Source organism: Chryseobacterium salivictor (genome assembly GCF_004359195.1).
Classification (GTDB): Bacteria; Bacteroidota; Bacteroidia; order Flavobacteriales; family Weeksellaceae; genus Kaistella; species Kaistella salivictor.
In genome coordinates, this window is sequence record NZ_CP037954.1 from 214,107 (window position 1) to 234,438 (window position 20,332).

Below are 20,332 nucleotides of genomic sequence, written 5' to 3' on the forward strand. Positions count from 1 at the left end.
TATACTTTTGCTGAATTAAATAATTTTAGCAATTTAATGATAATATTAAATATGAAAAAAACATTTTTGTTCCTTGCTCTGGCTTCCATTGCAATTACTTCCTGCAGAAAAGATGGTGAGGAAATAGTGCCTGAAGTAAATATCGAAACTCAAAACACCAATGATGACGTTGCTGCAAAGAAGTTTCTGGAAACCCATTACCTGGATGCAAAAGGAAATCTTAAAGAATACGTTGACACAGACGTCATCAATGTGAAACTATCAAAATTAAATCCCGTAACTCTGCCTTCAGGTGTTATTTACATCATGAGACCCAATGCCCAGCCAAATCCTGGAAAGGAAATAGGAAGTTCAGATATTATTACATTAATGAGCAACTCGATGACTTATGTTGCGACCGATACAGATGGTAACGTAGCATTCACCTCTCCCTACTCTTTTAGAAATACAATTAACGGCTCGGGAATCCCAGAACTGGATCCTGCGTATTTTCATGTTAAAGATGACGTTTTGAAAAACGGTAAAACGGAGATTGAAAAACAAAGAAATTTCTATGAAATAGAAGGATTTATAGAGGCGCTTCAGAAGTTCAAAGCTTATGATCTTCCAAATGAGTCCAATTATAATCTGCAAGGTGTAATTATAGTGCCTTCCCGTGCAGCTTTTGCGCGTGATGCTCATTTTAATTATAATAACATTTCGTTTAAAGACAGAAGTTTTATATTTAACTTCCAGGTTTATAAAACAACGCCACGTTAGAAAAATACATTTATTAAAAAAGATAAAGTTCCTTATTCCAAGGAACTTTTTTTTATATCTAAACTTTCTATTCGAAAATCTGCCGGACGACTGCTAAGGAATTCGGTGTGTAGAAACCGGTGATGTGAATCCGGCAGTAGATCATCAGCGCATCCAGAAACGAGCTTCTTTCGTCACGCTTCAGCCTCATCTCATAAGCATCGGTGCTATTTAAAAATCTTTTCCAAAGCGAAGAAATAGCTTCATCAAAAAAAGGATGAGATATATGATCTTCAAAAATTCCACTTTCCGGATTTAGAAATTTCTGATCGCCATATAACGGTGCAACTCCTGAAATAGAAAGATATTTAAAAATAAAAACCAGATACGCGTCGTAATTTTGAGCACTGATTTCTTTTCTTACAGTTTCAATTTCTTTAAACAGCATTATATTTTTCCCTTCTTCGCGCAAAACCTGATGTAAGAAATCAGCAGTAAAAAACAAAATCGAATTCATGGCAACTTCCTGAAAATCGTAATGATCCGGAGCCAGTTCTATTTTTGAAATTCGGGATATTCTATTTTCTGCCACAGCTTTAAAAACAGTTATGTTTAATAAATTAAGCGGAAAAAGATAGGGTTTCATTTTATTTTTGGCTGAATAAATTCCTTTCGCAAAGAAACTCTGAAAACCGTTTTCGCCGGTAAAACAATGCAAGACTGCATCATTATCGCCATATTTTAAATAAGAAAGAAGAAAACAGTTTTGAGTTTGCATTAATTCACCACCGCAATTTTAGCAGTAGCGGTATCTGTTCCATCTTCATTGGTCATTAAGACAAAATAAATTCCAGATGCTACCCGCACACCACGATGATTAGTAAGATTCCACTCATAAGACCCACCGCGCGCGACGGCTTGATGAACCAAATTACCTGCTGCATCAGTGATTCTGATATTTGTTTTAGCGGCTAAACCCCGGATACGCACATTCCCTTTGTACTGAGCATAAACAACAGGATTTGGATACACCAAAACATCGCCGAAGTTTTCGGTAACTTCCAAAACATCGCCTTGGTAGACAACCACTCCATCCAGAGTTACAAAATATACTTTTCCGGTTTTGCTGTCCACTTTAATGTCGGTAACGCTATTGGTGGGAAGAGGAGAGTTTTCTTTTGTAAAACGATTAATCGTCTTTTCTCCTGTTGAATTTAAATAGAAGACTCCACCCTCGCTAATAGATATCCATTTCTGATTCCCACTATCTACTTCGATCTGTAAAATACTGCTATCTCGAAACAGCTCTTCACCAACACTATTTTCTTCAATTATTATGGGATTTACACTGGGATCATTTTGAATATTTGATACTGCAGAAGAAAGAATCCTCACTCCACTATCAGTCCCAATCCACAAGTCACCTGAACGATCCATCGCTACTGAGATTATACCCTCGGAGCTTGCTGGTAAACCTGCCGTTTTTCGTACAAAATAAATATCATCATCCAAGACACTTGAGGTCCCTTTATAATTCACTGCAGCCAAAGCAGCATCTCTAGGTAGGGGTATCCAAATATAACCATCAGAAATTAAAGGTTTCTGTACCCCTGTGCCCATCTTAAGGGTTTTATAAGAAAATGAATCCGAAGATTTGTCATAAGCCATCATTCCAGAATTTCCTGCAGTATTTTCAATATCCAAATAGGCAACAGTACCAAAAAGATTATTTTTTTTATCGTATGCAAGACCTAAAGGTCTACCATGATAAAAATCTTTTCCTGTTGTGTACACTTTCTTTACCTCAAAATCTTTTCGAGAGGGATCATATTTCATTCGATATACACCCTGACTGCCCGTTGGAATATAATTTGTAAAAAAAACCTCTGTCATATCTGAAGGATTAGCTACTACATCCATCACATTAAATCCTAATGAACTGTTAACAAAAAAGGTCGGATATATCCATTCTGAACCTGTGAAATAATAAAAACCAAGATTTTTAGCATTTGGAGATGCGTCATTATATCTGTTTGTTCTATTGCCCGTTGAAACATAAAGTTTATCGTCCAGTAAGGAAATTTTGTATGATGTATTATCGTAAGGTCCATCAGGTTTCAAAACATCACCGTTCTCATTTAAAATTCCCGAAACTTTAGTACCTGCATAAATTTTTGAAAAGTAGAAAAATCCTGTATTCAGCTGCTCTGCTGTTGAATATGATTTTATCAGATTGCCGGTAATTCCAAAAACTGAAACTGCATTTAAATCTGCAACAATAATATTTTGTGCAGTCACGACAACATCCTGAACATTCGAAAAACGCTGCGGTAATGTTGAGAACGTGCTTCCGTCACCATATTTCACCATGTTAGTATTTGCATAAGCTAAAATATCTCCTTTAGCAATTTGAGTAAAATCACCACCCGCTGCCGTCTCCCAGGTCGTATAAATTGGAAAGGTCACATTCATTTCATGCTTTTTCAAGCCGGTAGAGGTGGCAGCGTAAACGATGTTATCTTTAATTACCGCTTCTCTGGATGCCTGATAAGTACCACTATTTATAAAAAAGGCGGAGTCTCCAAATTCTTTTTTATCTAATCTGAAAACAGAAACCCCATAACCAACTGAGATTACGGCTAAATTCCCTGTAATAGAAATATGATTTATTTTTTTATCACCACTATATCCTGTTGCAATGGGAATATCTACCACATACGTAATCCCTTCGGGCGTAATCACATCCAATGATCCGTTTTTGTAACCTACCAGTCCAAATTTGGTTGCCGGGTTATAATCAAAGGCGGAAATCTTCACCTCATGAAGTCCGTTGGCTTTTGATAATTTGGTTATTTCACCAGTCGCCGGAGTGTAGAAAAAGATTCCATTTTCTGTGGCCGCAATGAGTTTTCCGCTGTCTTCCCGAATAGCCAAAACATTATTGTACGAAAATAAATCTGACCATTTAGCCGAGGAAATTTTTTGCGCAGAAAAATTCAATGAAAAGAAATAAAGTAAAAGGGGCAGTATTTTTTTCATGGGGTTATACTAAAATGCGGTCATCGATAACTTGGTTGTTCCATGAAACATTTTTCACCTTTTTATTTTTATCGAAATAAAAGGTGATTTTACCTAAAAGCAATCCTGCCCAACCTACCTGATTGACCAAAACATTCTTCCCCGATCTGTTCAAAAAAGATTGTGGTTCCGGCAAAAAAGTATGGGTATGGCCTCCTAAAATCAAATCGATCCCATCTGTATTTGCTGCTAAAATTTTATCTGAAACTTTCTTGGGATCGTCTTTATAATCATATCCGATATGGGATAAGCAAATTACCATATCACATTTTTTTTCCTTTCTTAAAAAGTCGGCATAATGCTGTGCGGTTTCGATGGGATCCAGAAATTCGGTTTCGCCATAATCTTTCTTGCCCACTAAACCAGCCAGTTGAATTCCGACTCCGAAAATCCCGACTTTAATTCCGTTTTTATTAAAGATCTTATACTTTTCAGTTTCACCATCGAGAATGGTATTTTTAAAATCATAATTGGAACAAATAAACGGAAACTTAGCGTTCGGCCTTACCTTTTTAAATCCCTGCAAACCGTTGTCGAAATCGTGATTTCCCATCGTAGAAGCATCGTAACCCATCATCGACATTAACTTAAATTCAAGTTCGCCCCCAAAAAAATTAAAATAGGGCGTTCCCTGAAAAGTATCACCGGAATCCAGCAAAAGAACATTGCTTTCCTGACTTCTTATTTTTTGGATCAAAGCTGCCCGCCGTGCAAAACCGCCTTGGTTTGGATTTTTGGTATAACTGGAATCAAAAGGTTCAATTCTGCTGTGTTGATCGTTGGTATGAAGAATGGTAAGTTGATTTTCTGAAGCCACATTTAAAGCTGGGAAATTCTCGGCCAACAAAAGATTTGGCGCCAAAGTCATCGCCAATGTGCCACCACCCAGGGTTTTTAGAAACTGTTTCCTATTCATCGGTTTTGTTTTTTTTGTTTTTAAAATTAAGGCGCAGATCTGTCGGAACTTTAATTTCCGGATTGGCTATGAATTTTTCCAAAAACAAATCCCGTAATTTTATACCTGTAGGAATCAGTTCGCCTTTTTTAAAATAATCCATGTTATCACCACCCAGCGCTAAATAATCAGAAGTTGCAATATAATAGGTTTGGCCCGGCTCTACTTCTTTTCCGTTCACCAATTCTTTAACATTCATTCCGTTTTCAGTTTCAATATACAAATGAGAAACGGGATTGTTTTTCAGTGTTTTCAGGTAATAATCGAAAAGTCCCTGCAAATCGCTTCCTTTCATTTTCACGATGATCACTTCATTTTCAAATGGCATGACTTCATAAATCTGTTTGGTCAGGATATCGCCAGCTCCAATCGTAGTTCGGATACCACCGATATTGATTACCGCAGCGTCCACTCCATTGGTGATTCCATTTTTTTTTGCCCACTCATCAGCTCCTTCAAAAGTATAATCTGCCAGAAGATTTCCTAAAGTACTGTTGTCTCCTTCTTTGGTTAAATCCACCGAAGTATGGGAAATTATTTTATTCATCTTTCCTTCCAGTTCCGCTTTATAAGGCGCTATGGTCTTTGTGAATAAGGCATCTTCCGGTAAATCTGTCGATAGTGCTATATTTTTCCCGGTCTGCACATTGGCTACATTCAGCGGCGTTCTGCACGAAATAACCGATAAAAGCGACACCCCAAAAATGAGATATTTTGTCTTCATGTTCATAAAATCTATTATTGCAAATATAAAGATATGAATATAAACTAATCCTTTTTTTTAATAAATTCTCGTATTAATTTTCGTAATTTTGAAACATTAATTTTATAAAAATGAACAATTTAAAAGGTCTTGGTGTAGCTTTGGTTACGCCTTTTAATGAAGATTTATCTGTAGATTTTGATTCTTTAACCCAATTGGTAGAATACAATATCACCAACGGAACAAACTATTTGGTTGTTTTAGGAACGACCGCCGAAGCAGCTACCCTTTCTGATGAAGAGAAAAAAGCAGTCATTCAACATATTATAAAGGTTAACAATAAACGTCTTCCTTTGGTTTTGGGAATTGGCGGAAATGATACGATGCAGGTGAAAAGACAAATCGAAGAGACCGATTTATCAGATTTCGACGCTATACTTTCGGTATCACCTTATTATAACAGACCGAGCCAGGAAGGACTTTATCAGCATTACAAAGTATTGGCAGGAACGGGCAAACAAATTATCATTTATAATGTACCGTCACGAACCGGACAAAATCTGGAAGCTGCCACCACTTTAAGATTGGCAAAAGATTTCCCGAATTTATTTTTAATTAAAGAAGCAGCACCAAACATTCTGCAATATTTTGATATTCTGCGTCAAAAACCGGAACATTTCAACCTGGTTTCCGGCGATGACGAATATACACTTCCTGTCACTTTAGCTGGTGGACATGGCGTGATTTCGGTGATCGGGCAAGGATATCCGAAAGAATTCTCCACCATGGTTCAACTCGCTTTTGATGGCAAAGTAAAAGAGGCGTATGAAATCCACAACAAATTAGTCGAAATTACAAGATTGATTTTCGCTGAAGGAAATCCGGCCGGAATTAAAACAATTTTAGCAGAAATGGGAATTATTAAAAACCATGTAAGATTGCCTTTAGTAATTGCTACTCCAGGATTACAGGATAAGATAAAAGCAGAAATGGCAAAAATATAACTGCGCGATTTCAGATATAATTAAAGGACTCTTTTCCGGAAGAATCCTTTTTTTTATGGATTAAAGATTGGTTTAATTTAAATATTTCAGCTTTTAAACAGCAACCACTTTCACCAAAGATTTAATATGAATTAACTGTTCCAAAAGTTCATCGCGGGAATCCGATAAAACATTGATGTGCCCCATTTTTCGCCCCGGTTTCGTTTCCGTTTTTCCGTAGAGATGTACGTAGGCATCAGCTAATTTTAATACATTTTCTAAACCTTCGTATTTTACTTTTCCGCTGCAATTTTCTTCACCAACCAAATTGAGCATTCCTGAAAACCCCAAACTGGAAGTATCTGCCAACGGAAGATTTTTCAAGACGCGGTAAAACTGTTCAAACTGTGAATTGGCATTGCCTTCCTGAGACTGATGACCGGAATTATGCAGTCGCGGCGCCGTTTCATTAACCCAAACTTTACCTGATTTATCCAAAAATAATTCGATGGCAAATAAACCATCAGAATCCGCCGCTTTCATAAATTTTGCAGCAATGACATCGATTTGACTTTGAACATCATCAGAAATCTGCGTCGGAGAAATATTAAAATCCAATAAATTTAATTTCGGGTCAGCAACCATTTCAGTTACGGGAAAACTTTTGATTTCGCCCCGTTCATTTTTAGCGATAATTAAAGAAAGTTCTTTGTCAATATCCACCAGATTCTCCAAAATGGAAGGTTGGTCCCACAAATTATTAAAATCACTTTCATCTTTAATGATCTGAACTCCTTTCCCGTCGTAACCGCCGGTATTTAATTTCTGAACGAAAGGATAATCAATAATAATTTCTTCCTCAGCCGATAAAATAATCTGAAAAGCCGGACTTGGAATTTCGTGCTCTTCGTAGAAAAGCTTCTGCAATATTTTCTGCTGAATCGTCTTAATGATAGCGGAATTAGGAATTACTTTTACACCTTGCTTTTCAAGTTCCTGCAACGCTTCCACATTCACATGTTCGATTTCGATAGACACGACGTCTTTGTCTTTTCCAAAATCAATTACTGCCTGCTTTTCATTGAAATCTCCTTTTGTAAAAAAAGAAATATTCGCACAGGAACAGTCTGCATTCGGATCGAGGGTGTAAAATTCATCATCGTATTTCAAAGCTTCCTGAATCAACATTCGCCCTAATTGTCCGCCTCCTAAAATTCCTATTTTCATTTTTTACTTTAATTTACTGATTTTTAAATAGCCGCTATGCTTAAAGTTTTCCTGATTTTCACAATCTGATTTTTCTAAAATGACCGAATATTCTTCTTTCATTTTCTGGGGTAAAATGTCATTAATTTTAAAGATTTCATCGATATCAACACCGTGCTTGTCATCGATATGACTTACCGCATCTTTGAAACCCCTATTTTTATAAAAATCGGTTTTCTTGACTCTTCTGATGATTTCTGATGTTTTCTTTCCGACCATCAAATGCTGTTCATGCAACTCCTCAAATTTCCCAATCTCATAACCGCCCAGATTAATAAAAAAAAGCTGTTCGTCTGAAACCTGAGTATTTTTCCTGACAATTTTCACTTCAAAACCATCAACAAACTTCACTTCCTGATAACAGTCGATATGAATTTTACCTTTTGCGTCGGGCCAGAATTTCTTCATGTGCGGAATCAGATCTTTCAGAGATTCTGCAATTCCAAAAAAAACGTCGTGTTGCTCAATGTTTCTGCCTTTTGGAGTGGCACCGAGAATGGTATAGAATAATTTCATGTTCAACAAAAAACAAAAATACGGTTTAAATAAATTCTATAAAATTTATTAAGGTATTTTTAATCCGAAATATTTTCTAAAAAATTTAAAATACCTAAATTTGTAGCATGTCGGAAATATTAATTCTGTTCTTCGGAGCTGTCGCTGCCGGATTACTGGGATCCTTAACCGGATTGGGCGGCGGCGTTGTCATCATTCCATTGCTTACCCTTGGCTTCGGTGTACCAATGCACTATGCGATTGGCGCTTCATTAATTTCAGTTATCGGGACTTCATCCGGTTCTGCGGTGGCTTTCGTAAAAGAAGGTTTTACCAATGTCCGGATTGGAATGTTCCTGGAAATCGCCACTACAACTGGTGCAATTATCGGAGCATTAATTTCGGGAATTTTGAATCCTAATACGATTGGGATTATTTTTGCCAGTATTTTAATTTTGACCGTAATTTTAAATTTGCGGAAAAAACCCGATCATCAGGAACCTTTAATTAAAGGCAGTTTGGAAGATAAACTACAATTGTACGGAACGTTTCCAGACAAAGGCGTAGTCAAAGAATATGCTGCAAGAAATACCGTTTCCGGATTTTCAATGATGGTATTTGCCGGAATTATGTCGGGACTTTTAGGTATCGGTTCGGGTGCGCTGAAAGTTTTAGCCATGGACAATATGATGAAACTTCCCTTTAAAGTTTCTACAACGACCAGTAATTTTATGATCGGAGTAACCGCTGTTGCGAGTTCCCTGATTTATTTTCAGCGGGGAGAAATCATTCCTGTCATTGTGGCACCGGTTTTAATCGGTGTTGTGGTAGGAAGTTTTATCGGATCAAAAACTTTAATTGTTTCCCAAACCAAAAAACTGAAAGTGGTATTTGCCATTGTGGTGAGTATTCTTTCGATTTATATGATGTACAACGGGATTAACCATAATTTTAAATAAATGAAACGCCACTTTACAGATTTCGACCTGAACCGTTCCGTAGGAAATCTTCTTCGGATAGGTGTCCTTTTATCTGTTATCACTTCGTTTATTGGATTTATAAAACTTTCCTTCGAAGGTTTTGAAATGCCAAGAGATTATGCTTTATTAGAAATTTCGGAAGAAAATATCTGGCAAAGTTTCTGGACTTCTCTGCTGAAACTAGAAGGAATGGCTATTATTCAGCTCGGAATCTTATTGCTGATTCTAACGCCTTTGGTCCGGATACTATTTGCGCTGATTGGCTATCTCAAAGAGAAAGATTACACCTATGTGCTTATTTCGCTAATTGTTCTGGGAATTATGGTGGTGAGTTTTTTAATGGGATTCGCGCATTAATTTTCATAAAATTCTATCGGTAACTTATCCGGATCCTGGGTAAAGAAAAACTTTTTCCCGGTAAATTCATCGGTACGGATTTCTTCACAATCAAGATTTTTCCTCATTAATTCTTTTCTTTTTTCTTCAATGTTTTCTACAGAAAAAGCCAGATGCCGTAAACCGCAACTTTCGGGACGCGAAGGTCTTTTCGGTGGATGAGGAAATGAAAATAATTCGATAACATACTGATCACCAATTCCTAAATCGAGTTTATAAGATTCTCTTTCTTTGCGGTAAACTTCCCGCAAAATCTTCAATCCTAAAACTTCTGTATAGAATTTCTTCGAGATTTCGTAGTTTGAACAAATGATCGCGATGTGATGAATCTGCATTATTTACATTAATTAAAAGAAAGATTTTTCAAAACAGCACCAGCCTTCAATTCGGTTTCCTGCCACTCTTTTTCAGGAGAACTGTCTGCGGTAATTCCACCGCCAACGTAAAGTAAAACTGCATTCTGAAAAAACTCAGCACATCTTAAATTGACAAAATATTGAATCGTTTCATCGGTTTCCACTTTAATATAACCTGCATAAAAACTTCTTGGATGATCTTCGAATTCTGCAATTGCCTTTTGGCAAAATTCTTTTGGAAAACCGCAAACCGCAGGAGTTGGATGCAATTCCGAAATTATTTTTTCTACATCCTGCCGGTTAATTTTCACCTTGAAATCAGTTCTTAAATGTTTGATATTTCCCGACGGATGATCGTAGGTTTCCGATTGCCCAACCTCACCAGAATAGTCTTTTAAAATGTTTTTAATGTAATCCGTAACCGGGTGCTGCTCTTCAATTTCTTTATGAGTCCAGTCTTCATGTACAGGAATGGTGCCGGCTAAACTCATGGTTTCAAATTCCGAAGTTTTTTTATTGAATTTTCCCAAAACTTCTGAAAAAGCTCCCATCCAGCATTTTCCGTCCTTTATAAAGAAATAAACGAAAGCGTTCGGATATGCTTCACAAAGGTGTAAAAAAGTCTGCGTTAAATTGACTTTATCCCTTTCGAGATTCAATAATTTTCTGCGTGAAATAACCAGTTTCGAAAGATTATTTTCTTTAACAAAGTCAATAACCTGTTGAATCTTGGTCAGATAATCGGTTTCTTTTTCTTCTTTAAAGTCAATTAATTCAGACGATAAAGAATCTGAATCTGTTGTATTATCTAAAAACTGATTTAAAGAAATTTCTTTACTATTTCCATTAAAATCAATTATTTCATCAGTATCAAAAGAAACAAAACGAACCGCTTTTTGTGCAGAAGCTTCATCAATGGTTAAAATTTGGTCAGAAAAAGGATATCTGAAGTAAATCATAAAAAATCTTTGTCAGGAATTACTTTAATAAAAGATTCTGCAATAAAAAATCAGCGTGGAATAATATTATTGGTCATCGTGGTATGGTTGATCAACTCTCCTTTTTCGTCTCGGATTTCAATTTCAGAAACATGCATGGTTCTGCCTTTTCTTATAAATCTTGCGGTTCCGGTCACAGTTCCGTGTTTTTTACTCCGCAAATGGTTAGAATTGATATTGGTTCCTACCGGCGCAAATTTTTCGGTATCCACATGAATCACCGACAGACAGGATCCCAAGGTTTCTGCCAGAACGCAACTTGCGCCACCGTGCAAAATCCCGTAAGGCTGATGCACTTTTGGCGTTACAGGCATGGTTGCAGTCAGTGTCTCATCAGTCACATCTGTGAAAACAATATCTAAAGTTTTCCCCAGAGTTTCGCCACCCCAATTATTGAGTTTTTCTAAAATCTGTTCTTTATTTTTCATAAAAGGGTAAGGTTAATAAATTTTCGGATTCCAGTTTTCGGGAACTTTGGGCGTTCGTTTTTTATAGTACTCCTGAAGCTCTGCCATGATATCTTCGTAAGTTCTGGTTTCCAAATCTTCGACAGAGATTTTCTTACCCAAATAAATGATTTTATCTTTGAAATCGCCAGATGCAATTACGAGAGGAACTTTTGCTGCCAATGCCATATGATAGAAACCTTTGCGCCATTTCGGCACCCAACTTCGGGTTCCTTCCGGCGTGATTACCAAAGAAAAATCTTCTTTTTTGAACAAGTCGGCTACAAATTTCACCAGATCATTTTTTTGGGAACGGTCAATTCCTACCCCTCCCATCGCTTTTACCAAGAACCCGTACCACGCTTTGGTGTGCTGGTCTTTTATAATGACTTTCAATGGTTTTCCCAGAGACCAGTACGCGAAGTTGCCCAGCATATATTCGTCGTTTGCGGTATGGGGCGCAACCACCAGAATACAACGATCGAGGTTATTTACATCGCCTTCCAGGACCACTTTCCAACCCAGGATTTTTAGCATTAATTTACCGAATAGTTTTTTCATAAAGTGGAAAATTTAGGAGTAAAAACGAGTTTTTTTTAGGGTTCTAAACAAAAAAGTATAACCAAACTCTATTGGTTATACTTACAAAGATATTGAATTAATATTCTTACAAAAATAAATTACTTACGAAATCTATTATCTTGATTGCGATTTCTAAAACAAACTGTACCATAATTATACGTTTTTGACTGTTAATTAATTGACCGATAAAATTAACTCTACGAAATTAGGAATTATATTTTACAAAATAAATTTTGTGAGTGTTAATTTTTAATAAAATTTACGAATTTGAAAATATGATTATCCGCAGCATCCAATTTTTCTCAATTTATTTCCGTCGGTTATTTGGTCTTAATGGATATTTCCTTTTTACCGTTTTTGATGGAGATATTGACATCTTCGATATCATGCGTATCCATCTTCATTTTTTTGATGATTAATTCCGCTTCTTGCTTTCCTACTTTTTTACCGTTGATAATAATAGAATCGGCGTTATCAGAAGGAACGACAATCGAATTACTGCCGGAACTTACCGATACCGAATCGCTGTCGTCATCACTGTCATGATTATCGTCACCCTGATCATCGAATACAGAGAAACCACGCTCATCATGCAGCGAAATCACCTTCATGTGTTTCGGAATGATTAACTCATAATCCACTCTATAATCCCGGAAACGATCATTGTAAGGATAAGAAAAGTAATTCGGCAACGTAATTTTATTGTCAATAATTTCCAATGGAACGGTTAAGCGCAATGGCAAATTGTAACCGTCTGCTCTTTTTTTGATTTCAAGATAAGGAGCTTTCACGTCTTTTCTGGTCACATCTATTCTCGGGTAATCCTGCTTGTAGATGGTTTTCCCATCAGAGTAAACATCGTCCCAGAATGATTTGAAATTTTGTGGAATGACCACTTTTTTCACATCGATAAGGATAGAATCAGACGTGGTATTGATGGCAATATTTTCGATATCATCATTGGTCCCACTGTATTGCGTTTTGAATTTAATGGCAGTAAACCCTGTTGCAGCAACCAATCCGATCCATATTAAAGCTAAGGCGCCAATAACGTATCCCGTATTATGAAATTTAGTTTTAGGCGAAAACAACTTTATTGCTAAGTAAGAAAAAATCAGTCCAGGAATAAAGGCCGTAAGAAATGACAATGCGATCACGATAAAACCAAGATTGCTGTCCTGTAAATAAAATCCTAAATTGCTGAAAAAGTTAATATTACTGGCTCCGGAAAAACCAAAACCCAGGATAGCGAATGATCCTATCAGAAGTGAAAGCCCCATCATTGCAAGAATCACGCCTAATACATATCTCACTAAATTCCAAAGTCCGTTTCCTGCTTTGTTGATATAGGGTTTATTTTCATTATAAATCTCGCCAACTCTTTGGCTCGATTCATTGGCAAACTGTACAATCTTGGTCGACTCTTCCTTTAGATTATCAAAATTTAAAGGCTTGCCTTTCATTTTTAAAAAATCGGTAGCCGTTTCTGCTTTAGGTAAAACGATCCACAGGATGACGTAAATTAAAATAATTAATGAAGTAGAGATTGCAGCGGTGAAAATTCCCAAAATGGCAATTCCTACCCAAATCGCACGCATTGCACCAACGTCCATCCCTACATAATGTGCCAATCCAGAGCAGACGCCCCCGATTTTCGCCCTTTCAGGATCACGGAATAATTGTTTTTGACCATTAAAACCGGCAGGAGATTTTTGGGTATTTTTTGAGTTTGTCGTTTTCTCAGAGAAATAGGCTTCTTCTTGTTCTTCGATTTTTTCTGGTGACCCAATTTGAGCAATTACTCTTTCAACATCAGTATCATTTATCACTTCGCGTTTTCCGAGTGCGTCTTTAAATATCTCGACCATTCTGATTTCGATATCGTGCATCACTTCATCAGCTTCGGTAATATCCAAAGAACTTCTGAGGGCGGCAAGATAGTCGCTGAGTTTGATGTATGCGTGTTCCTCTATGGTGAAAGAGAAACCGGCAAGTCCTATTGAGAGTGTCTTATTCATCGTTTTAGTTATTTGGTTGGAACGAGTTTTCAGGAGCGTTCGCAGGGTTATTGTTTTTAGTAATTAGGTTTACAGAGTCTGTCAGTTCATTCCAGGTATTGAGCAGTTCGGCGAGGAATAATTTTCCTTTGTCGGTCAACTGGTAATATTTTCGGGGTGGTCCGCCGGTAGATTCTTCCCAGCGGTAGGAAAGAAATTCTCCGTTTTTCAATCGGGTCAGCAATGGGTAAAGGGTTCCTTCAACCACATCCAGTTTTCCTTTTTTCAATTCATCAATGAGATCAGAAACATACATTTCTTTTTCATTAATTAAACTCAAAATACAGAATTCCAGGATGCCTTTTCGCATTTGCGCTTTGGTGTTTTCTGTGTTCATTATTTATGGGTTATTAATTAAGTCAATTATCGACTGCAAGATTTCATTAAATCAAAAAATATCATTAACCAATCTTACAATGCAAAGATATAATTTTATTTTAGTATTATGCAATACAAAGTAGTAAAAATGTATAAATATTTTTCATTTATTTCTGATTCCCCGATAAAAAGCCTGCAAAACTATGTTGAATACTGAAAAAAGAATAAAAAAAACCGCCTCAAATTGAGGCGGTAATTATTTCAATAATAAATAAATATTATTTTTTGATTGTTTTTAAACGTTTTAAATCACTTATCCCGACTTAATTAATGCAAATTTCTCACCTGAAGCTTTTCAATCTTATTTAACAAATGACTGATCACTTCAAGGCCTGCCAGATTTACTTCCAAATCATAATGCCAATTAATGTATTTTTCAAAAGTCGATAAATCATCATAGGGCAAATATTTGATTTCGTTTTCGGTTTCGATTGTCAGGAGGCCGGCTTCTTCCAGTGAATCAAAAAAAGTGATCTCCACATTGTAGATTCTTACCAGTTCTTCACGTGATATTCTTTCGCTCATGTTGCTAGTTTTTTAAGTTGAAGAAATAACTCTTTTTCTTTATCAGACAGGTTGGTCGGCATTTTCACCACATAAGTCACGTATAAATCACCAAACTCACCTTCTCTTTTGTAAACGGGGAAACCTTTTCCTTTTAATTTAACCTTCGTTCCGTTCTGCGTTTCCGGTTTTACTTTTAAATTAACAGTTCCATCTAATGTTTTCACTAAAGTTTCGCCACCGAGAACTGCAGTATACAGATCGATTTCCAGCTCTGCGCTCAAATCGTTGCCGTTTCTTTTAAAATGATGATCTTCTTCAATATTAAAAGTAATAAACAAATCCCCGTTTGGTCCGCCGTTATGACCGGGATTCCCATGTCCTTTCAATTTTATTTTCTGCCCGTTGGCAACGCCGGCAGGAATGGTAATTCTCACCTTTTTACCGTTGATATCAAAAGTTTGTTGATGGGTTTTTGCAGCGTCACGCAAATGCAAGTTCAAAGTCGCCTCCACATCCTGACCCTTAAATTTCCCGGAAGCACTGCCGCGCGAACTCCTGCCAAAACTACCGGAACTTCCGCCAAACATACTTTGGAAAAAATCAGAAAAATCGGCACCTTCGCCAAAGTCAGCATCTGCAAAATCGCCATACCTTCTCCCCTGTTGGGATTGCCGCTGTTGCTGCTGCGCTTTTTCATACTCTTCACTATGCTTCCAGTGTTCGCCGTATTGGTCATACTTTGTGCGGTTGGCGGCGTTGCTCAGAACCTCGTTCGCTTCATTCAGTTCTTTGAATTTCCGCTCCGCTTCTTTATCACCGGGATTAACGTCAGGATGGTATTTCCGCGCTAATTTTCGGTACGCTTTTTTTATTTCGTCGGCCGTCGCTTTTTTATCAATGCCTAAAACTTTGTAATAATCGATATATGCCATAAAATAATCATTTACTCAAATTTAAAAAAACTAAAACGAATGATGTTCTAAAGTTCTGTTAAATCTTTCCATTTATATTTTCTAAGCAGCGGATATTCGTTTTTAATGAAAATTCCGAATTTGACGTAAAAAATTGATCGCTCCATTTTTTTTAGGATGTAAACGATTTTCATTTGATCAAATATCAGGTCTTAAATCGCCAATATATGAGACTTTCACTGTCATTTTTAAATTATGGCTCTTCAACGATTCTTTTCAACGAAACGGAAATCCCTGCCAACATCCCAGATCATATTGAAATGAAGAGGAAATCCATGCGTTCTGTTTTAAATAATCTTACCAAACTTACTATCTATCCATCACTATCATTGATGAAAGATTAGTTTTGAAAGGTCTGGTAATTTTCATTTGAATTTTAAAATGTAATTTTTAAAATTTACTACTATCTTTGAAAAAATTACAAAATATGAAGGACATTCTGAAAAATTATTCCGGCATTATTTTACTGTTAGGTGGAATTTTGGCCGGAAGTCTTATTGGAATATTTTTCCCGAATGTGGTAACGTATCTGAAACCGCTCGGAGATATCTTTCTAAATTTACTGTTTGTAAGTGTTGTTCCTCTCGTATATTTTGCCGTTGCAAATTCGATTGCAAGCGTAGAACAAGGTGGAAAATTCGGGAAAATAATCATCTCCATGATTTTCACTTTCTTACTTTTTATTATTATTGCTGCCCTTTTCACCATTGCAGTGGTGTACTTATTTCCTACAGAAGCTTTGCCTTCAACGTCCCATCAGCTCATTGAAAATTCTGCGAATGATACCTGGGGCGACCGAATCGTAAGCTTTTTTACCGTGGGCGAATTTGCCGAATTATTTTCCAGAAAAAACATGCTGGCGTTATTAATCTTTGCATTTTTAACCGGAACAGCAGCCAGAAAAGCGGGACAAGCAGGAGCAGTTTTCCGAACCTTTTTAGCGTCCGGCTACGAAGTGATGAAGGAACTTTTACTGCTTGTAATGAAAGCGGCACCGGTTGGTTTAGGCGCTTATTTTGCTTTTCAGGTCGCGACCATCGGGCCTCAACTTTTTGGTTTTTATGCAAAACCGCTCGGTTTATATTATACTTCCGGGATTGTTTATTTCTTCGTATTTTTTACGGTATATGCATTTGTAGCCAAAGGTAAAATCGGTGTCCGACAATTCTGGACCAACAATATCTATCCGAGTTTAACGGCCATTTCGACCTGCAGCAGTTTTGCCACGATGCCCGCAAATTTACAGGCAGCCGCGAGAATAGGAATACCCGATGCTATCGCCAACATCGTGATTCCCATTGGAAGTACGCTTCACAAAAACGGTTCCTCGATGTCTTCTATCATTAAAATTTATGTGGCATTTCTCATTATCGGCAAAGATTTCTTCGATCCGATGAATTTACTTTTAGCATTAGGAATTACAATTTTTGTGAGCATTGTCGCAGGAGGAATTCCGAATGGTGGTTATATCGGCGAAATGCTGATGATTTCGGTGTATCAGCTACCGGTGGAAGCGATTCCGGCGGTGATGATTATCGGCACTTTGGTTGATCCTTTAGCAACCGTTCTAAACTCAACCGGAGATACGGTTGCTGCGATGTTTGTCACGAAAATATCAGGGGAGAAATTTGAGGAGCCGAAAGAATTTGCTCCTTAATTGTCATAAAAAAAAGAACTTCCGAAAATGGAAGTTCTTTTAGTTCATTAGTTATTTTTGAAGTTTATTTATACGCTTCAATCGTTTTATTAATCAAATCAATTTGCTGATGAATGGTTGGGCTTGAAGGATTGGCTTTCAAAACCGCCATCTTTTTGGCAAGACCGTCTTTCAGTATCTGTACAATCATCATTTTTGCCTGCGGATTTTGACCGATTTGACTTTTCACCTGCGTTAAAACTTTAGTTACGTTTTCCGTCGCTTTCAGATTATCAGAACTCATAATCCAGTTGAATCCCGCTTCTGCCGCATCGCCCAATTCCGGTTTTTGAAATTTAATGAAAGGATAAAATGCCGCCGTCGATGCAATTGCAGGCATTTGTTTTTCGATTTTATTTTTAACGATAATGGGCAAAAGTTCTGCAATGACTTCATCACTGGCTCCTTCCAAATCGATTTTATCAGCCAGAGAAGCAATTCGCGACGGATCAACCGCAGCAATCCCAGCAAGTGAATTCGCCTTTACCGAATTGGAAACCGCATTCATTCCTTTTTCAAAAAGTGGCAGATATTTTTTATCTTTTGTTTTTCCTAAAGCTGAAATTGCGGCTGCCTGAACCAAAGTTTTAGAATCATTCGAAGCCATTTTTTCCACTTCAGAAATCGCCGATTTTGCCTGGTCCGGTTTAGATAAATCTAATCCGGTTAACGCTTTCATTCTAATTCTAAAATTAGAATCTTTCAGGCCGGCAACCAATACCTTCAAAAAATTGGGATTTTTAGAAACGTTTTCCGCTGCATTTTCAACGGCCTTATATCGGCTCAGGAATTCTTTTGAATTCTGATATTGGGTAAAATACTGATCAGCGGTTTTATTGTCTGTAATCTCGGAAAGCAAAACTCCATCGGCATTAATATTGACCAATTCAGGATTTTTTGAAACCGTAAAAGTGAAATCATTTTTTTCTTTAGCATCTACCCAGACATTTTTTCTGGTAGGTTTTCCGTTTTCGAAAATATCAATCGCCAAAGGAAACTGAAAATTTTTACCAATCTGATCTTGGTTGACGGAAATTGTTACTTGTTTTTTCACCGGTTCAAAAGTGGTGGTATAAGAAATTTTCGGATTTCCACTGTCGAAATACCATTGGTTAAAGAACCAGTTTAAATCTTTCCCCGAAACTTTTTCTAAAGACAATCGGAGTTGATGCGCTTCGCCGGTGCCGTATTCGTTGGTTTTCAAATAATCGTTTAATCCTGCAAAGAAAGCATCGTCGCCTAAATAATTCCGCAACATATGAAGAATTGCGCCTCCTTTATTATAAGAAACTCCATCAAACATATCTTCGCGCGAATGATAATTGAAACGCACCAAATCTTTTGAAATATTCGAAGGATCCATCATATACCCTTTGATCTCTTTCATTAATCCGTAATCGGCGATATCTTTTCCGTATTTATGCTCGTTCCAGAGGTATTGCGAGTAGTTGGCGAAAGATTCGTTAACGGTCAGATTGCTCCAACTTTCGGCGGTGACCAGATCGCCAAACCAATGGTGAAATAATTCGTGAGCGATGGTGTCTTCCCATCGGTTTTCATCAATTAAATCTCCCGGTTTTTGCTGCGCAGATTCTTGGTGAAGTGTCGCTGTGGTATTTTCCATCGCTCCGGAAACGTAGTCTCGGCCTGTAATCTGGGCATATTTTGACCACGGATAATCGTAGTTTAATCTTTTGGAGAAAAACTCAATCATTTCCGGCGTGTTCCCGAAAATCTGTTTTGCGTAAGGTTCATATTCTTTTTCAACGTAGTAATCAACGTCGATATTTCTCCATTTATCTTTAACAATCGCGTATTCGCCGACTCCCATGAAAAACAGATACGGTGTATGTTTTTTATCCATAATCCAATGGTCGGTTCGCAGTCCGTTTGCTTCTTTGGTGGAAGATTTCATTAAACCGTTCGATAAAGTGACGTATTTATCGGGAACGGTCATGTAAATTTCCTGCGTTGTCTTTTGATTGGTTTTATCAATGGTGGGAAACCAGGCAGAACTCGATTCGGTTTCACCTTGCGTCCAGATCTGAGTCGGCTTATCTTTATCTGTTCCCTGCGCATTGATGAAATAGAGACCTTTGGCATCAGAAATGGCGGCGCTTCCTTTTTGAGTTACTTCATTCGGACGCGCTGTATATTTGATATAAACCGTATAATCCTGATTTTTATTATAGGTTTTATCGAGATTAATTTTGAGCATATCGTTTTTATACTCGTATTTTAAAGGACTTTTGCTGCCACTTTTATCTAAAGCAACTTCGTGAATCAACATTCCTTTCGCATTCAGGACCAAAGAATCGGTGGGATAAAAGTAAGGAGAAGCGGTGAGCCATTCTTCGCCAGCCATCTGTTCCTTTTGGTAATCGAAATTGACTTTTAATTTGGTGTGTTTCAGTTCCGTCATTTTGGTATGCGACGCTCTGTAGATCCCAGTTCGACCGGAAGTATCGGTTTGTGCGAATGCGGTTTGGGAACTAAAAATCACACCCAATAAAAGGGCAGAAATTAATATTTTTTTCATAATCTATTTTATTGAATTTTTGAAAAGAGAGGTTATCAAAATTGGTCTGTAATTTTCAGAAAAAGTTACAAAAAAAAGTGAAGATGTACTTCACTGGAGTTTTGATTGAATTATTTTTCTAAAAGATTTGTCAGCTTTCTTAGATCTTGTTTACAATGCCAGAAAAGTTTAATAACAACTATATTTTCCTTAATCTCATAAAATAATT

Annotated in this window: 21 protein-coding genes; 6 read left to right on the forward strand and 15 right to left on the reverse strand. The window is 37.1% G+C overall.

Going from position 1 to position 20,332, the window contains the following annotated elements:
• Nucleotides 1-51: 51 nt before the first annotated feature.
• Entirely contained in the window at nt 52-759 is a 708-nt protein-coding gene (locus NBC122_RS01075) for a hypothetical protein (RefSeq protein WP_133438602.1), read from the forward strand.
• Between the two features lie 67 nt (nt 760-826).
• Here NBC122_RS01075 and recO read toward each other — a convergent pair whose 3' ends face one another.
• Genes recO through NBC122_RS01095 form a run of 4 tightly spaced genes read right to left on the reverse strand, consistent with a single transcriptional unit; the run spans nt 827 to nt 5,495 of the window.
• Nucleotides 827-1,516, reverse strand: coding sequence for a DNA repair protein RecO (gene recO, locus NBC122_RS01080; RefSeq protein ID WP_133438603.1), 690 nt, complete (start codon nt 1,514-1,516; stop codon nt 827-829).
• A complete protein-coding gene (gene porZ / locus NBC122_RS01085; RefSeq protein WP_133438604.1) occupies nt 1,516-3,777 on the reverse strand; it encodes a type IX secretion system anionic LPS delivery protein PorZ in 2,262 nt (753 codons plus the stop codon). Before porZ ends, recO begins: the two co-directional genes overlap by 1 nt.
• Before the next feature lie 4 nt (nt 3,778-3,781).
• Nucleotides 3,782-4,732, reverse strand: coding sequence for a bifunctional metallophosphatase/5'-nucleotidase (locus tag NBC122_RS01090; RefSeq protein WP_133438605.1), 951 nt, complete (start codon nt 4,730-4,732; stop codon nt 3,782-3,784).
• Complete coding sequence (locus tag NBC122_RS01095) at nt 4,725-5,495, reverse strand: 5'-nucleotidase C-terminal domain-containing protein (protein WP_133438606.1); 771 nt, start codon at nt 5,493-5,495, stop codon at nt 4,725-4,727. Before NBC122_RS01095 ends, NBC122_RS01090 begins: the two co-directional genes overlap by 8 nt.
• A 110-nt stretch (nt 5,496-5,605) precedes the next feature.
• On the opposite strand from NBC122_RS01095, the gene dapA reads away from it, so the two are divergent.
• Entirely contained in the window at nt 5,606-6,478 is an 873-nt protein-coding gene (gene dapA, locus NBC122_RS01100) for a 4-hydroxy-tetrahydrodipicolinate synthase (protein WP_133438607.1), read from the forward strand.
• A 93-nt stretch (nt 6,479-6,571) separates the two neighbouring features.
• Here dapA and NBC122_RS01105 read toward each other — a convergent pair whose 3' ends face one another.
• Complete coding sequence (locus NBC122_RS01105) at nt 6,572-7,684, reverse strand: 5-(carboxyamino)imidazole ribonucleotide synthase (protein WP_133438608.1); 1,113 nt, start codon at nt 7,682-7,684, stop codon at nt 6,572-6,574.
• A gap of 3 nt (nt 7,685-7,687) precedes the next feature.
• Nucleotides 7,688-8,239, reverse strand: a complete 552-nt coding sequence (locus NBC122_RS01110; RefSeq protein WP_133438609.1) for a DUF1543 domain-containing protein — start codon at nt 8,237-8,239, stop codon at nt 7,688-7,690.
• Between the two features lie 107 nt (nt 8,240-8,346).
• On the opposite strand from NBC122_RS01110, the gene NBC122_RS01115 reads away from it, so the two are divergent.
• Both NBC122_RS01115 and NBC122_RS01120 read left to right on the forward strand, forming a co-directional pair.
• Nucleotides 8,347-9,177 carry a sulfite exporter TauE/SafE family protein gene (locus tag NBC122_RS01115; RefSeq protein WP_133438610.1) on the forward strand — a complete coding sequence of 277 codons (831 nt, stop codon included), beginning with the start codon at nt 8,347-8,349 and terminating at the stop codon, nt 9,175-9,177.
• Nucleotides 9,178-9,555 carry a DUF1634 domain-containing protein gene (locus NBC122_RS01120; protein WP_133438611.1) on the forward strand — a complete coding sequence of 126 codons (378 nt, stop codon included), beginning with the start codon at nt 9,178-9,180 and terminating at the stop codon, nt 9,553-9,555.
• Here the strand turns inward: NBC122_RS01120 and gloA2 are convergent.
• From gloA2 to NBC122_RS01160, 8 genes are all read right to left on the reverse strand, one after another.
• A complete protein-coding gene (gloA2, locus tag NBC122_RS01125) occupies nt 9,552-9,929 on the reverse strand; it encodes an SMU1112c/YaeR family gloxylase I-like metalloprotein (RefSeq protein WP_133438612.1) in 378 nt (125 codons plus the stop codon). The two genes, NBC122_RS01120 and gloA2, sit on opposite strands and share 4 nt — an antisense overlap.
• 8 nt (nt 9,930-9,937) lie before the next feature.
• Nucleotides 9,938-10,909, reverse strand: coding sequence for a chorismate-binding protein (locus tag NBC122_RS01130; RefSeq protein WP_133438613.1), 972 nt, complete (start codon nt 10,907-10,909; stop codon nt 9,938-9,940).
• Nucleotides 10,910-10,959: 50 nt separating this feature from the next.
• Nucleotides 10,960-11,376 carry a PaaI family thioesterase gene (locus NBC122_RS01135; RefSeq protein ID WP_133438614.1) on the reverse strand — a complete coding sequence of 139 codons (417 nt, stop codon included), beginning with the start codon at nt 11,374-11,376 and terminating at the stop codon, nt 10,960-10,962.
• Between the two features lie 12 nt (nt 11,377-11,388).
• Nucleotides 11,389-11,955 (reverse strand): 1-acyl-sn-glycerol-3-phosphate acyltransferase, encoded by a 567-nt coding sequence (locus NBC122_RS01140; RefSeq protein ID WP_133438615.1) that lies wholly within the window; start codon nt 11,953-11,955, stop codon nt 11,389-11,391.
• 341 nt (nt 11,956-12,296) lie between these two features.
• Nucleotides 12,297-13,994, reverse strand: a complete 1,698-nt coding sequence (locus NBC122_RS01145) for a PspC domain-containing protein (protein WP_133438616.1) — start codon at nt 13,992-13,994, stop codon at nt 12,297-12,299.
• 4 nt (nt 13,995-13,998) lie between these two features.
• Nucleotides 13,999-14,370: a PadR family transcriptional regulator gene (locus tag NBC122_RS01150; RefSeq protein WP_133438617.1), complete on the reverse strand. Its 372-nt coding sequence runs from the start codon at nt 14,368-14,370 to the stop codon at nt 13,999-14,001.
• Between the two features lie 308 nt (nt 14,371-14,678).
• Nucleotides 14,679-14,936, reverse strand: a complete 258-nt coding sequence (locus tag NBC122_RS01155; protein ID WP_133438618.1) for a chaperone modulator CbpM — start codon at nt 14,934-14,936, stop codon at nt 14,679-14,681.
• Nucleotides 14,933-15,850: a DnaJ C-terminal domain-containing protein gene (locus NBC122_RS01160; protein WP_133438619.1), complete on the reverse strand. Its 918-nt coding sequence runs from the start codon at nt 15,848-15,850 to the stop codon at nt 14,933-14,935. The genes NBC122_RS01155 and NBC122_RS01160 overlap by 4 nt, the downstream gene beginning before the upstream one ends.
• A gap of 206 nt (nt 15,851-16,056) precedes the next feature.
• Between NBC122_RS01160 and NBC122_RS14305 the strand changes: the two genes are divergently transcribed.
• Both NBC122_RS14305 and NBC122_RS01165 read left to right on the forward strand, forming a co-directional pair.
• Nucleotides 16,057-16,233: a hypothetical protein gene (locus NBC122_RS14305; RefSeq protein ID WP_165983175.1), complete on the forward strand. Its 177-nt coding sequence runs from the start codon at nt 16,057-16,059 to the stop codon at nt 16,231-16,233.
• A gap of 83 nt (nt 16,234-16,316) precedes the next feature.
• A complete protein-coding gene (locus tag NBC122_RS01165; RefSeq protein WP_133438620.1) occupies nt 16,317-17,546 on the forward strand; it encodes a dicarboxylate/amino acid:cation symporter in 1,230 nt (409 codons plus the stop codon).
• Nucleotides 17,547-17,610: 64 nt separating this feature from the next.
• Here NBC122_RS01165 and NBC122_RS01170 read toward each other — a convergent pair whose 3' ends face one another.
• A complete protein-coding gene (locus NBC122_RS01170; RefSeq protein ID WP_133438621.1) occupies nt 17,611-20,124 on the reverse strand; it encodes a M1 family metallopeptidase in 2,514 nt (837 codons plus the stop codon).
• Nucleotides 20,125-20,332: the final 208 nt, after the last annotated feature.

Excerpts from the sequence above, each read along its gene's own strand:
- NBC122_RS01150 (WP_133438617.1), bottom strand. The coding sequence starts at position 14,370 with ATGAACACAGAAAACACCAAAGCGCAAATGCGAAAAGGCATCCTGGAA.
- porZ (WP_133438604.1), bottom strand. The coding sequence starts at position 3,777 with ATGAAAAAAATACTGCCCCTTTTACTTTATTTCTTTTCATTGAATTTT.
- NBC122_RS01155 (WP_133438618.1), bottom strand. The coding sequence starts at position 14,936 with ATGAGCGAAAGAATATCACGTGAAGAACTGGTAAGAATCTACAATGTG.
- NBC122_RS01130 (WP_133438613.1), bottom strand. The coding sequence starts at position 10,909 with ATGATTTACTTCAGATATCCTTTTTCTGACCAAATTTTAACCATTGAT.
- NBC122_RS01140 (WP_133438615.1), bottom strand. The coding sequence starts at position 11,955 with ATGAAAAAACTATTCGGTAAATTAATGCTAAAAATCCTGGGTTGGAAA.
- dapA (WP_133438607.1), top strand. The coding sequence starts at position 5,606 with ATGAACAATTTAAAAGGTCTTGGTGTAGCTTTGGTTACGCCTTTTAAT.
- NBC122_RS01075 (WP_133438602.1), top strand. The coding sequence starts at position 52 with ATGAAAAAAACATTTTTGTTCCTTGCTCTGGCTTCCATTGCAATTACT.
- recO (WP_133438603.1), bottom strand. The coding sequence starts at position 1,516 with ATGCAAACTCAAAACTGTTTTCTTCTTTCTTATTTAAAATATGGCGAT.
- NBC122_RS01165 (WP_133438620.1), top strand. The coding sequence starts at position 16,317 with ATGAAGGACATTCTGAAAAATTATTCCGGCATTATTTTACTGTTAGGT.
- NBC122_RS01145 (WP_133438616.1), bottom strand. The coding sequence starts at position 13,994 with ATGAATAAGACACTCTCAATAGGACTTGCCGGTTTCTCTTTCACCATA.
- gloA2 (WP_133438612.1), bottom strand. The coding sequence starts at position 9,929 with ATGCAGATTCATCACATCGCGATCATTTGTTCAAACTACGAAATCTCG.
- NBC122_RS01090 (WP_133438605.1), bottom strand. The coding sequence starts at position 4,732 with ATGAATAGGAAACAGTTTCTAAAAACCCTGGGTGGTGGCACATTGGCG.
- NBC122_RS14305 (WP_165983175.1), top strand. The coding sequence starts at position 16,057 with ATGAGACTTTCACTGTCATTTTTAAATTATGGCTCTTCAACGATTCTT.
- NBC122_RS01160 (WP_133438619.1), bottom strand. The coding sequence starts at position 15,850 with ATGGCATATATCGATTATTACAAAGTTTTAGGCATTGATAAAAAAGCG.
- NBC122_RS01135 (WP_133438614.1), bottom strand. The coding sequence starts at position 11,376 with ATGAAAAATAAAGAACAGATTTTAGAAAAACTCAATAATTGGGGTGGC.
- NBC122_RS01115 (WP_133438610.1), top strand. The coding sequence starts at position 8,347 with ATGTCGGAAATATTAATTCTGTTCTTCGGAGCTGTCGCTGCCGGATTA.
- NBC122_RS01110 (WP_133438609.1), bottom strand. The coding sequence starts at position 8,239 with ATGAAATTATTCTATACCATTCTCGGTGCCACTCCAAAAGGCAGAAAC.
- NBC122_RS01095 (WP_133438606.1), bottom strand. The coding sequence starts at position 5,495 with ATGAAGACAAAATATCTCATTTTTGGGGTGTCGCTTTTATCGGTTATT.
- NBC122_RS01120 (WP_133438611.1), top strand. The coding sequence starts at position 9,178 with ATGAAACGCCACTTTACAGATTTCGACCTGAACCGTTCCGTAGGAAAT.
- NBC122_RS01170 (WP_133438621.1), bottom strand. The coding sequence starts at position 20,124 with ATGAAAAAAATATTAATTTCTGCCCTTTTATTGGGTGTGATTTTTAGT.
- NBC122_RS01105 (WP_133438608.1), bottom strand. The coding sequence starts at position 7,684 with ATGAAAATAGGAATTTTAGGAGGCGGACAATTAGGGCGAATGTTGATT.